The following is a 12,038-nucleotide window of genomic DNA, read 5'->3' on the forward strand; positions in this document are numbered from 1 at the left end:
AGATGTGTATAAGAGACCTGGCCAAGGCGGTCGTCGGGCAGGACGCCGTCGTCGCCGGCCTCGTCGTCGCGCTGCTCTGCCGGGGCCACGTCCTGCTGGAGGGCGTACCGGGGGTGGCCAAGACGCTGCTGGTGCGTACGCTGGCCGCCGCGTTGGACCTCACGGCCCGGCGGGTGCAGTTCACCCCGGACCTGATGCCCGGCGACGTCACCGGCTCGATGGTCTTCGACTCGCGGACCGCGGCGTTCACCTTCCGCGAAGGACCGGTCTTCACCAACCTGCTGCTCGCCGACGAGATCAACCGGACCCCGCCGAAGACCCAGTCCGCGCTGCTCGAAGTGATGGAGGAACGGCAGGTCACCGTCGAGGGCGAGCGCCGTGGCCTACCCGACCCGTTCATCGTCGTCGCCACCCAGAACCCGGTGGAGTACGAGGGCACCTATCCGCTGCCGGAAGCCCAGCTGGACCGTTTCCTGCTCAAGCTGACCGTGCCGCTGCCCAACCGGGACGAGGAGTTGGGGGTGCTCCGCGCCCACCATGCCGGCTTCGACCCGGGCGACCTGGCCGGCGTCGGTGTGGGCCCGGTGGCCGGTGCCGCCGACCTCGCCACGGCCCGCGCGGCGGTGAGCCGGGTGCACGTCGCCGAGCCGCTGCTCGGGTACATCGTCGACCTGTGCCGGGCCACCCGGGCCGTACCCGCGCTGGAACTGGGCGCCTCGCCCCGTGGCGCCACCGGTCTGCTCGGCGCCGCCAAGGCGTGGGCCTGGCTCAGCGGCCGCGACCACGTGGTGCCCGACGACGTCAAGGCGATGGCCCGGCCCACCCTGCGGCACCGGCTCCGGCTGCGCCCCGAGGCGGAACTGGAGGGTGTCGCGGTCGACGCCGTACTGGACACGGTGCTGGCCACCGTGCCGACCCCGCGATGACCTGGCGGGCGGCGGCGCTGCTCGCGGTGGGCGCGCTGACCCTGCCGCTGTGGCCGGCTCCCTTCGTCGGGGTGGCGGTGATGGTCGGTGCGGTCCTGCTGCTGCTCGTCGTGGATCTCGCGCTCGCCGCGCCGCTACGGTCGCTCACCGCCTCGCGGGAGGGCGAACGGTCCGTCCGACTCGGCGGGACCGCCACCGTCGTCCTGCACCTGGGCAATCCCTCCGGTCGGCCGCTGCGCGCCCAGGTCCGCGACGCCTGGGTGCCGTCGGCCGGGGCCCGGCCCGACGTGCCGTCGAACCGGGTGGTGCAGGTCGCCCCCGGCACGGTGGTAGCGCTGCCCAGCCGGCTGACCCCGACCCGCCGGGGTGACCGGCCCGCCGTGACGCTCACGGTCCGCTCGCTCGGGCCGCTCGGGCTGGCGTTCCGGCAGTGGAGCGGTCGACCGGTGACACCGCCGTGGACCCTGCGGGTGCTGCCCCGCTTCGACTCGCGGCGGCACCTGCCCGAGAAGCTGGCCCGGCTGCGGGTCATCGACGGCCGCCAGGTCGGCCGGGGACGCGGCGCGGGCACCGAGTTCGACACGCTGCGCGAGTACGTGCCCGGCGACGACGTGCGGTCCGTCGACTGGCGGGCCACCGCCCGCCGGGGCGAGGTGCTGGTCCGGACCTGGCGCCCCGAGCGGGACCGACGAGTGGTCTGCGTGCTGGACACCGGACGGACGTCGGCGGTGCGCCTCGGGGACGAGCCTCGGCTGGACACCTCGATCGAGGCGGCGCTGCTGCTCGCCGCACTGGCCACCCGGGCCGGTGACCGGGTCGACGTGTTCGCCGCCGACGCCGTGCCCCGGGCGTCGGTCAGCGGCGCCGAACGACCGGCGCAGTGGAGCCGACTGGCGCACGCGCTGGCGCCGTTGCAACCCGCCCTGGTGGAGACCGACTTCCGTCTGATCGCGGGCGAGCTGCTGCGCCGGCACCGTCCACGCAGCCTGGTCGTCCTGCTCACCGCGCTGGAGCCCGGCGCCCTCGGCGAGGGTCTGCTGCCGGTGCTGCCCCGGCTGGCCGCCCGGCACCGGGTGGTGGTGGCAGCAGCCCAGGACCCGGTGCTCGCCACGCTCACCACCGGGCCGCCCCGGAAGGTCGAGGACGCCTACACGGCCGCCGCCGCCTGGCGCACGCTCGCCGAACGTGACCGACTCACGGCCGCCCTGACCGGCCACGACGTCACCGTCATCGACGCTCCCGCGCCACAGCTCGCCGCCGCGCTGACCGACGCCTACCTGCGGCTCAAGTTCACCGGCCAACTCTGATCCGCCCGGCAACCGCCGACGAGCGCCTCAGTGCTGCACGGCAGGAGAATCGCCAGCGGCGCCCCTGGTCCGGGAGCCGAGCACGAAGACGTACGTGAGGAAGGCGAGCCAGGCGGTGGCGCCGACGGCGATACGCAGAGCCGTCGGCACCGGGGCGGGGGTGACGAAGGCTTCGATCAGCGCCGAGATCGCGAAGACCACCACCAGGCCGAGGGCCACCACGACGCCGTCGCGACCCGCCCGGGCCACCGCCTGTCCCCGGGTGAGCTGCTCCGCCGGCGCGATCCACGCCCACCCGAGACGCAACCCGACTCCGGCGGCCACGAACACCCCGGTCAGTTCCAGCAGCCCGTGCGGGGTGATCAGGCCGAAGAAGACGTCCCCCCGGCCGTACCCGACCATGACGCCGCCGACCACGCCGATGTTCACCACGTTCTGCCACAGCAGATACACCACCGGGACGACCAGCACACCCGCCGCCAGGCACTTGGCGGCCAGCCAGGCGTTGTGCGTCCAGAGGTGGAAGGCGAAGGTCGGCGCGGAGAACTCGGTGTAGTAGCCGGCGAAGCCGGACTCGACCAGGTGGGCGGCCTCCGCCTCGCCGACGAACGCCGCCGCCGTCTCCGGATTGTCCGCCACGAACCCGATCAGGGTGAAGGTGAGCAGCGTGAAGGCGGTCGCCACCGCGCACCACCAGGGTGCCGCGCGCCAGACCGCACCGGGGAAGTCCACCAGCACGAACCGCCGGACGATCGCCCACGAGGGACGCGGCCGGTCGGTGAGGCGCGCCCGCGCCCGGAGCACCACCTGGGAGAGCTGACCGACCAGGGCCGGATCGGGCGAGCGACTGCGCAGCATGGAGAGCTGGGTGGTGGCCCGCTGGTAGAGCGCGACCAGTTCGTCGACCTCGTCGACGGTCAGTCGTCGGCGGCCGGAGAGCTGGTCCAGCCGGCGCCACTCCCCGCCGTGCTCGGCGACGTACGCGTCGAGATCCACCGTCCACCCCCGTCCGCGCGATCATAGTGTTCACTGTGCGGGTGAGCACAGCAGCATCGCGACCGTGGAACGCCCCGGCCTGGGGCGACGCCGAGCTGGTCAGCGGTGAGGCGGTGGAGCTGGACGTACGGGCCGCCCGGATCGGCTCGCGGGTGCTCGCGCTGCTGCTCGACGTGCTGATCCAACTGCTGTTCGGCCTGCTGCTGGCCGCCATCGTCGGATTGGGTCTGGCCGCCCTGCCGCACGGCGCGATCGACGCGGCCACCGAACGGGCGCTGCTCACCATCGGGGTGGTGCTGCTGCTGGTGGGCTACCCGGTGCTGTTCGAGCAGCTCCACCACGGCCGGACCCCCGGCAAGGCGGCGGTGGGGTTGCGGGTGGTGAGCGTCGACGGCGCCCCGGTCGGGCTGCGCCAGTCGTTGGCCCGGGCGCTGGTCGGGGTGGCCGTCGAGTGGCCCGGTCTGGTGCTGCCGCTGCTGTCCTGGGTGGCCGGGGTCACGGTGATGCTCAGCGACACCCGGGGGCGGCGTCTCGGTGACCTGGTGGCGGGCACCCTGGTCGTGCACACCCGCACCGCGACGTCCTGGCGTCCGGTCCCGGCCACCGTGCCGGCGTTGCGGGAGTGGACGTACACCCTGGACCTGAGCCGGCTCGATCCGAAGCTGGCGCTGGCCACCCGGCAGTACCTGGCCCGGGCCCACCTGTTCACCGGTGCGGCCTCCGACGACCTGGCGTCGCGGCTGTGGCGGGAGGTCGCCACGGTGATCGCCCCGCCGCCACCGGGCGGACTGCCGGCGGCGGTCTACCTGGCCGCCGTGCTCGGTGAACGGCACCGGCGGGCCCGGCACCGGCTGGCCGAGGACCGGGTGCTCACCGCCGCACTCTGGCCCCGGCTCGGCCTGCTGCCGCACGCCGACCGGCCGGACGGCCCGGTGAGCGCGCCGCTCGGCGTACCGTGGCCACGGCCCGCCGTCCCCGGGCATCCGGGCGCCGTCCCGCCGGAACCGCCGCGAGCGCCGGTGCCGACCCAGAACCGGCCGGCGGTACGACCGTCCACGCTCGTCGAGTCCGACCAGACGCCGGTGCCCGGTGTCCAGGGCACACCCGGGAGGACCTGATGAGGGGTCTGTTGCCGTGGCTGGCCGTGCTCGGGCTGGTGCTGCTGCTCAGCGCGCTGCGTCTGCGCAGCCTGGCAGCGGTGGTCTCGCTGACCTGGTTGGCCTGGTGCGTCTGGACCTGGGTCCGGCCCACCCGCCGCCAGAATCCGCCCCGCTGACCCACGTGCCGCGCTGACTCGGCTGGCCGTGGGGCCGCCGGCCCCGTTGACCCGGCCTGGAGACGAACGACCGGGCCGGGCCGACCTGAGGTCGACCCGGCCCGGTACGCGTCGGTCAGTAGCGGTAGTGGTCCGGCTTGAACGGGCCCTCCTGGCTGATGCCGAGGTACTCGGCCTGCACCTTGGTGAGCGTGGTCAGCTTGGCGCCGAGCGCGCCCAGGTGCAGCCGCGCGACCTTCTCGTCCAGGTGCTTGGGCAGCACGTACACGCCGATCGGGTACTCGTCGGTCTTGGTGAACAGCTCGATCTGGGCGATCGTCTGGTTGGCGAACGAGTTCGACATCACGAAGCTCGGGTGACCGGTGGCGTTGCCCAGGTTCAGCAGACGACCCTCGGAGAGCACGATGATCGAGTGCCCGTCGTCGAACGTCCAGAGGTCGACCTGCGGCTTGATGTTCTCCCGGGTGACGTCCGAGCGCTTGGCCAGACCGGCCATGTCGATCTCGTTGTCGAAGTGACCGATGTTGCCGACGATGGCCTGGTGCTTCATCCGGGCCATGTGCTCGTTGGTGATCACGTCGAAGCAACCGGTGGCGGTGATGAAGATGTCCGCCTGCTCGACGACGTCCTCCAGGGTGGCGACCTGGTAGCCGTCCATCGCCGCCTGGAGCGCGCAGATCGGGTCGACCTCGGTCACCACGACCCGGGCGCCCTGGCCGCGCAGCGACTCGGCGCAGCCCTTGCCCACGTCGCCGTAGCCGAGCACGACCGCCATCTTGCCGCCGATCAGCACGTCGGTGGCGCGGTTGATGCCGTCGATGAGCGAGTGGCGGCAGCCGTACTTGTTGTCGAACTTGCTCTTGGTCACCGAGTCGTTGACGTTGATGGCCGGGAAGAGCAGCGTGCCGTTGCGGTGCATCTCGTAGAGCCGGTGCACACCGGTGGTGGTCTCCTCGGTCACGCCCTTGATGTCGGCCGCGATCCGGGTCCAGCGTCCGCCGTCCTCGGCGATCGTCCGGTGCAGCAGGCCGAGGATGACCGCGTACTCCTCGGAGTCGGCGGACTCGACCGGCGGCACCGCGCCGGCCTTCTCGAACTCGGCACCCTTGTGCACCAGCAGGGTGGCGTCGCCGCCGTCGTCGAGGATCATGTTGGGCCCGTGCCCGTCCGGCCAGGCCAGCACCTGCTCGGTGCACCACCAGTACTCCTCCAGCGTCTCGCCCTTCCAGGCGTAGACCGGGACACCGGAGGGTGCGTCGGGGGTGCCGTCCGGGCCGACCACGATCGCGGCGGCGGCGTGGTCCTGGGTGGAGAAGATGTTGCAGGACGCCCAGCGGACCTGCGCGCCGAGCGCGACCAGCGTCTCGATGAGGACGGCGGTCTGGATCGTCATGTGCAGCGAGCCGGTGATCCGGGCGCCCGCGAGCGGCTGCGCCTCGGCGAACTCACGACGGATCGCCATCAGGCCGGGCATCTCGTGCTCCGCGAGACGGATCTCCTTGCGCCCGAACTCGGCGAGCGACAGGTCTGCCACCTTGTAGTCGCCCTCGGCGAGGGTACGCGGGCGGGCCTCGGACGACGTTCCGCTGCCGGACGCCGGGAGGGTGCTGGTCATGAATGCTCCTGTCGGACGATGTGCTGCGCAACCACCAACCTTACGCGCGCTGTCCGCTGCGGGACGGCCTGGTTGCGGACAGCACACGGGGCGGTCGGTCGTGGACGTGTGCCGCCCAGTCCCGCCCGCCCCGTGCATCCCCCCGGTTTGGTTCCCCCGCGCGTTCTCGGACCTTCGTCGCGATAACGCTGCGCACCCATAGAGTCACACTGCGCTAGACGCGAGTCAAGCGATTTCGGGAAAGTCGGACTTGCCGTTTCAGCGAGATGCGCGGATCCTGGACTGCCGGGATCAGAGTGAGCCGGTCGAGGCGACGTAGACCTCGCCCGCGCCGCGCACCGTCAGCGCACCACCGTCGGCCGGCCCCACCGCGGCCCGCCCACGACCCAGCGTCACCGGCGCGACGGCGTCGGCCACGGTGACCTCCCCGATGGTGCAGAGCAGGACGCGCGGCCCCGGCACGGTGAGCGTCACCCCGGGCCGGTCGCCCCGCACGGTCACCCGGTGCAACGCGAAGTCCGGCACCGGCACCGGCCAGGTCACCACCCCGTCGGAGACCGGTCGTGACGGCACCACCGGCTCGTCCAGCACCTCGAACCGGAGCACCCGCAGCAGTTCGGCCACGTCGACGTGCTTGCGGGTGAGGCCACCACGCAGCACGTTGTCACTGGCCGCCATCACCTCCACGCCGGTGCCCCGCAGGTAGGCGTGCAGATTGCCGGCCGGCATCCAGATCGCCTCGCCCTCGGCCAGGCGTACCCGGTTCAGCAGCAGCGCGACCAGCACCCCCGGGTCGGCCGGATAGGTCTGCGCCAGCATCGCCACCAGGTCGGCGTCGGGGCCGGTCACCGCCGCCGTCCGGGCCGCCGTCACCAGCGCCTCCCGCTCCGCCTCCGGCCAGGTCAACAGCGTGCGGACCGCCTCGGCCAGGCCCGCCGGCCCGGCACTCAACGCGTCCAGCACCGGCCGCAGCTCCGGTACGCCCAACCCGGCCAGCACCTTCGCCGAGACCGCCGGGTCCCGGAACCCGCACAACGCCTCCATCGGCCCGAGCGCCACCAGCAACTCCGGCTTGTGGAACGGGTCGACGTAGTTGCGCACCCCATCGGCCTGGGCGTACTCGGCGGCATAACCGGCCCGGGCCTGCTCCGCGTCCGGGTGCGCCTGAAGGCTGAGCGGTGCCTCCGCCGCCAGCACCTTGAGCAGGAACGGCAGGCGTACGCCGAACCGGTCGATCGCCGGCTGGCCGAGCCACCGGCCCGGGTCGACGGTGAGCACGTCGATCAACGTCGCCGGACCGTCCGCACGCGACACGGTGGCCGGCGCGCCCGGATGCGCGCCCAGCCACAGCTCGGCCTCCGGCCCGTCGCTGGGCACCGGCCGCCCCTGGAGTGCGGCGATCGCCGAGCGGGAGCCCCAGGCGTAGTCCTTGATCGGTCCGTGCAGCAGTTCCACCGGTCAGCTCTCCCGTCGACCGGACGCCTCCGCCGGCCCCGCATCCGCGTGATACACGTCCGGCTCCAGATAGATCACCCGGGCCACCGGCACGGCGGCCCGGATCCGGGCCTCCACCGCGTCGATGTTCCGAGCCACCTCCTCGGCGGTCTCGCAGCGCGCCACCGCGACCTTCGCGGCCACCAACAACTCCTCGGGACCGAGGTAGAGGGTCTTCATGTGGATGATCCGCTCCACCTCCGGACCGGCGGTGACCGCCTGCTCGATGGCGGCCACCTCGCTCGGTTCCGCTCCCTCGCCGAGCAGCAGGCTCTTGGTCTCGATCGCCAGCACCACCGCGATGGTCACCAGCAGCAACCCGATCATCGCGGTGCCGGCCGCGTCCCACCGGCCGTCCCCGGTCGCCAGCGTCATACCCACCCCGAACAGGGCGAAGACCAGACCGACCAGCGCGCCGAAGTCCTCCAGCAGCACCACCGGCAGCTCGGGCGCCTTGGAGCGGCGGATGAACCTGGTCCACGACTCCCGTCCCCGGACCAGGTTCGACTCGACGATGGCGGTGCGGAAGGAGAAGGACTCCAGCACGATGGCCACCAGCAGCACCGTCACCGGCACCCACTGCCAACTGGTGATGCCGTGTGGGTCGGACCACTTGTGCCATGCCTCGTAGAGCGCGAAGAGACCACCGAGGCTGAACAGCACGATCGAGACCAGGAAGGCGTAGACGTAGCGCTCCCGGCCGTAGCCGAAGGGGTGCTGCGGCGTGGCCGCCCGACGGGCCCGCTTGCCGCCGAGCAGGAGCAGCGCCTGGTTGCCGGTGTCGGCGACCGAGTGGATCGACTCGGCCAGCATCGACGACGAGCTGGTCAGCAGGTACGCGACGAACTTCGTCACCGCGATGCCGAGGTTGGCCAGCAGCGCCGCGACGATCGCCCGTGTGCCACCCTGGCTGCTCACGCCCCGGATCTCCCGCGACGTGAGCAGCCGGTGCGAGGAGCCGGGTCACCGGGCCGGCCGGCTCGCTCGCTGCGCTCGCTCACTGGTTGGACAGCTCCTTCATCTCGGTGATCGCCGGCACCGCCATCGGGTCCAGGCCGTGCGCCAGCGCCAGATAGATCGACGCGAAGTCGGGCACCGCCACCAGGGAGGCCAGTCGTTCCAGCGCCGAGCCGCCCTCGGCGGTGACCACGTCGCACCGTACGCCACGTCGCTCGGCGAGGGTCTGCACCGCCTCCGCGCGTCGTTCCTCGACCGCGTGCGGCTCGTCGGTGTCGTCCTCGGCGTTCAGACCCCCGTCGCGCAGCAGGACCAACCGCAGCCGGGTGTCCCCGTCCTCGGCGTCGTCCGGGTCGGCGAAGATGTCCCGGTCCCCCTCCGCGAGGCCGCCGAACACGCCGTCGAGCAGACCGACGCGTCCCCGGCCCGCCTCGCCGAGCGCGCCGGTGACCACCGGGTACCGGGCGTTGGCGGAGAGCGTGTCGCCGAAACGGCGGGCGGCGACCGACGCCAGCGGCGACGATCCCCAGACGATCGGGATCGACCCGGCCAGGCCGAGCGCCAGCGACTTCGCCGGGTTGACGAAGGACTCGGCGGTCGGCCGGCATCGGTCGGCGTCGGCGTCCAGCCGGGCCGCCGTCTCGGCCAGGTCCGCCTCGTTCACCTTGACCAGGCCGAGGGCCCGCGCGGCCATCAGGACCGGCACGGTGAGTCCCCAGAGGCTGGCCCGGGCCGGGGCCCGCCTCGGCACCGGGATGAACGGGGAACGGGCCCGCTCGGCCACCGAGTGCAGGGGCGAGTCCGGTGGGGCCACCGCGACCAGTCGGGCCCCGCGACGGTGGGCGGCCTCGGCCGCGCCGAGCGCCTCGGGGCTGCGCCCGGAGGCGCTGATCGCGATCACCACGTCGGCCGCGCCGACCCAGCCGGGTACGCCCGCGCTGCGGTGCGCGATGACGGGCACCGGACACCGTGGCCCGGCCACGGTGGCCAGCACGTCACCGGTCCGCCCGGCCGTGCCGATGCCGGCGATGACGACCGCCCGGGGTCGTCCGTCGTCGCCGAGGACGCCGAGGTTGGCCTCGGCGGCCAGGGCCGCCGACTCGCGGACCTGTGCGCCGGCCGAGGCGGTGTGCCGCAGCATCCCGCCCGGATCCCGCTCGGCCAGCGCCTGCGGGTCGTCGAGGAGCCGGTCGTCGGCATGGCGGTGGCCGCTGACGCCGGCCGTTCCGTCGATCACGACCGCTCCGCGGGGCCGCGCGCCTCGTCCAGCAGCAGCACCGGCACGTCGTCACGGACCTCGAAGATCCGGCCGCACTCCGTGCAGGTCAGCGTCTGGGCCTGCGCGTCGTAGTCGAGCGGTGCATGGTGTGTGTCCGGGCAGGCGAGGATTTCCAGCAACTGCGGGTCGAGGGCCACTGCGCGGCTCCTTCCACGTATGCGGCTTCACCGATCGACGGTGCCGACCGGCGCGAGCGATCCTATCGGCGAACCACGGCCAGCACGTCGTCGCGCAGGGCGGTCATCCGCCCGGCGGTCGGTGCCTCCACGTTGAGCCGCAGCAACGGCTCGGTGTTGGAGGCACGCAGGTTGAGCCACGCCCCGTCGGGGAAGCGCAGCGTGAGGCCGTCCAACTCGTCGACCTCGGCGTCCGGGTACGCGGCCCGCACCTCGTCCACCTTCGCGGCCTGGTCCCGTACGGTGGAGTTGATCTCCCCCGAGGCGACGTACCGCTCGTACTCGGCGGCCAGCGTGGACAGCGGCAGCGGCTGCTCACCGAGCGCCGCCAGGGTGTGCATCGCGGCCAGCATCCCGGTGTCGGCGAACCAGAAGTCCCGGAAGTAGTAGTGCGCCGAGTGCTCGCCACCGAAGACGGCGTTGGTGCGGGCCATCTCGGCCTTGATGAACGAGTGCCCGACCCGGGCCACCACCGGTTCACCCCCGTGCTCCCGGATGATCTCCGGTACGGCGCGCGAGGTGATCAGGTTGTGGATCACCGTGGAACCGGGGTGCCGGGCCAGTTCCCGGGCCGCGACCAGCGCGGTGATCGCCGAGGGCGAGACCGGCTCGCCGCGCTCGTCGACGACGAAACAGCGGTCCGCGTCACCGTCGAACGCCAGCCCGATGTCGGCGCCGTGCGCCACCACGGCGCGTTGCAGGTCGACCAGGTTGGCCGGGTCGAGCGGGTTGGCCTCGTGGTTCGGGAAGGTGCCGTCGAGGTCGAAGTAGAGCGGCACGATCCGCAGCGGCAGCGCCGACAACGCGGCGTCACCGAGCACGCTCGGCACGGTGTGCCCGCCCATGCCGTTGCCCGCGTCGACCACCACGGTCAGCGGCCGGATGCCGGAGAGGTCCACCAGCGTGCGCAGGTGCGCGGCGTACGCGGCGAGCAGATCCCGGCGCTCGACCGGGGCGCTCGGCTCACCGAGCGGCTCGTCCTTGTCGAGCAGGGCCTGTGCCCGGTCCCGGACCTCGGCCAGCCCGCTGTCCTGTCCGACCGGACGGGCACCCGCGTGGCACATCTTGATGCCGTTGTACTGCGCCGGGTTGTGACTGGCGGTGAACATCGCGCCGGGCAGCCCGAGCGCGCCGGAGGCGTAGTAGACCATGTCCGTCGAGGCGAGTCCGATCTCGATGACCGGGCGCCCCTCGGCGCGTACGCCGGTGGCGAAGGCCTCGGCCAGCTTCGGCCCGGAGGCCCGCATGTCGTGCCCGATCAGGACGGCCTCGCCGGGCGGGCCGGCCTCGTCGAGCATCTGCGCGAAGGCGGTGCCCAGAGCACCTGCCACCCGCTCGTCCCACTGGTCCGGCACCGTCCCACGGACGTCGTAAGCCTTCACGATCTGGGACAGATCAGACACCGGTTCCACTCCTCGGCCGCAGGTCGGTCAACGCACCTGAGCGTAACGGAGCGCCGGGCCCCGTCCCGGCTCAGCCGGAGAGCCCGCGCCCCGGTTCGTCTTCGTCCCCACCCTCCGGCCGTCCCGGCACCGCCACAGACCCGGTCTGGCCCGAGGTCGACGCCACCGGGGGCGCCGAGACCGGCGGGGCCGTCGGCGGCGCCGACACCGGGGGGATCACCGGCGGGGCCGATACCGGCGAGACCACCGGGTAGCCCGACACCGGCGGGTATCCCGACACGGGCGGAGCCGACACCGGCGGGATCACCGGCGGGTAGCCGGACACAGGCGGGGCCGAGACGGGCGGGACCACGGGCGGGGCCGACACCGGCGAGACCACCGGGTAGCCCGACACGGGCGGAGCCGACACCGGCGGAATCGCGGAGCCGGTGGCGGCCGGTGGTGACGTGTGGGGCTGGTCACCAGGCTCCGGCCGGGCGCCGTACAGACCGCCGGACGGGCGCGGCGACGCCGGGGCGCCGTAGACCCGGGGCGCGGCGGGCCGTGCGGTGCCGTACACGTGCCCGGGAGACGCCGGCGGCACCGGACCGGGCGGCACCGGCGGAACAC

General features: G+C 73.2%; 11 protein-coding genes. 4 read left to right on the forward strand and 7 right to left on the reverse strand.

Annotated elements, in window-relative coordinates:
- Nucleotides 1-2: 2 nt before the first annotated feature.
- Nucleotides 3-926 carry a MoxR family ATPase gene (locus EYA84_RS16095; RefSeq protein ID WP_131053891.1) on the forward strand — a complete coding sequence of 308 codons (924 nt, stop codon included), beginning with the start codon at nucleotides 3-5 and terminating at the stop codon, nucleotides 924-926.
- Nucleotides 923-2,233 (forward strand): DUF58 domain-containing protein, encoded by a 1,311-nt coding sequence (locus EYA84_RS16100; protein WP_131053892.1) that lies wholly within the window; start codon nucleotides 923-925, stop codon nucleotides 2,231-2,233. The genes EYA84_RS16095 and EYA84_RS16100 overlap by 4 nt, the downstream gene beginning before the upstream one ends.
- 27 nt (nucleotides 2,234-2,260) lie before the next feature.
- Here the strand turns inward: EYA84_RS16100 and EYA84_RS16105 are convergent, their stop codons facing one another.
- Nucleotides 2,261-3,229 carry a stage II sporulation protein M gene (locus tag EYA84_RS16105; protein WP_131053893.1) on the reverse strand — a complete coding sequence of 323 codons (969 nt, stop codon included), beginning with the start codon at nucleotides 3,227-3,229 and terminating at the stop codon, nucleotides 2,261-2,263.
- Between the two features lie 41 nt (nucleotides 3,230-3,270).
- Here EYA84_RS16105 and EYA84_RS16110 point away from each other — a divergent pair, with 41 nt between their 5' ends.
- Nucleotides 3,271-4,347 (forward strand): RDD family protein, encoded by a 1,077-nt coding sequence (locus tag EYA84_RS16110; RefSeq protein ID WP_236145791.1) that lies wholly within the window; start codon nucleotides 3,271-3,273, stop codon nucleotides 4,345-4,347.
- On the forward strand, nucleotides 4,347-4,505 hold the full coding sequence (locus EYA84_RS32980; RefSeq protein ID WP_162854366.1) for a hypothetical protein: 159 nt from the start codon (nucleotides 4,347-4,349) through the stop codon (nucleotides 4,503-4,505). The genes EYA84_RS16110 and EYA84_RS32980 overlap by 1 nt, the downstream gene beginning before the upstream one ends.
- Nucleotides 4,506-4,620: 115 nt before the next feature.
- Here EYA84_RS32980 and ahcY read toward each other — a convergent pair whose 3' ends face one another.
- The 6 genes from ahcY to EYA84_RS16140 all read right to left on the reverse strand — a co-directional run bounded on the left by ahcY (nucleotide 4,621) and on the right by EYA84_RS16140 (nucleotide 11,429).
- The gene (gene ahcY / locus EYA84_RS16115; protein WP_131053894.1) at nucleotides 4,621-6,120 is read right to left on the reverse strand and encodes an adenosylhomocysteinase; all 1,500 of its coding nucleotides are present in this window, start codon (nucleotides 6,118-6,120) and stop codon (nucleotides 4,621-4,623) included.
- A 291-nt stretch (nucleotides 6,121-6,411) separates the two neighbouring features.
- A complete protein-coding gene (gene manA, locus EYA84_RS16120; RefSeq protein WP_131053895.1) occupies nucleotides 6,412-7,575 on the reverse strand; it encodes a mannose-6-phosphate isomerase, class I in 1,164 nt (387 codons plus the stop codon).
- Nucleotides 7,576-7,578: 3 nt separating this feature from the next.
- Nucleotides 7,579-8,532: a cation diffusion facilitator family transporter gene (locus EYA84_RS16125; protein WP_131053896.1), complete on the reverse strand. Its 954-nt coding sequence runs from the start codon at nucleotides 8,530-8,532 to the stop codon at nucleotides 7,579-7,581.
- A 79-nt stretch (nucleotides 8,533-8,611) separates the two neighbouring features.
- Nucleotides 8,612-9,808, reverse strand: coding sequence for an SIS domain-containing protein (locus tag EYA84_RS16130; RefSeq protein ID WP_131053897.1), 1,197 nt, complete (start codon nucleotides 9,806-9,808; stop codon nucleotides 8,612-8,614).
- Nucleotides 9,805-9,987 carry a Trm112 family protein gene (locus EYA84_RS16135; RefSeq protein ID WP_013731721.1) on the reverse strand — a complete coding sequence of 61 codons (183 nt, stop codon included), beginning with the start codon at nucleotides 9,985-9,987 and terminating at the stop codon, nucleotides 9,805-9,807. Before EYA84_RS16135 ends, EYA84_RS16130 begins: the two co-directional genes overlap by 4 nt.
- A gap of 62 nt (nucleotides 9,988-10,049) precedes the next feature.
- Nucleotides 10,050-11,429: a phosphomannomutase/phosphoglucomutase gene (locus EYA84_RS16140; RefSeq protein WP_131053898.1), complete on the reverse strand. Its 1,380-nt coding sequence runs from the start codon at nucleotides 11,427-11,429 to the stop codon at nucleotides 10,050-10,052.
- Nucleotides 11,430-12,038 lie beyond the last annotated feature (609 nt).

Source organism: Verrucosispora sp. SN26_14.1, assembly GCF_004307965.1.
GTDB lineage: Bacteria > Actinomycetota > Actinomycetes > Mycobacteriales > Micromonosporaceae > Micromonospora.

Bases quoted from the DNA above. Each gene is read 5' to 3' on its own strand.
- EYA84_RS32980 (WP_162854366.1), top strand. From the start codon at position 4,347: ATGAGGGGTCTGTTGCCGTGGCTGGCCGTGCTCGGGCTGGTGCTGCTG.
- EYA84_RS16095 (WP_131053891.1), top strand. From the start codon at position 3: ATGTGTATAAGAGACCTGGCCAAGGCGGTCGTCGGGCAGGACGCCGTC.
- ahcY (WP_131053894.1), bottom strand. From the start codon at position 6,120: ATGACCAGCACCCTCCCGGCGTCCGGCAGCGGAACGTCGTCCGAGGCC.
- EYA84_RS16100 (WP_131053892.1), top strand. From the start codon at position 923: ATGACCTGGCGGGCGGCGGCGCTGCTCGCGGTGGGCGCGCTGACCCTG.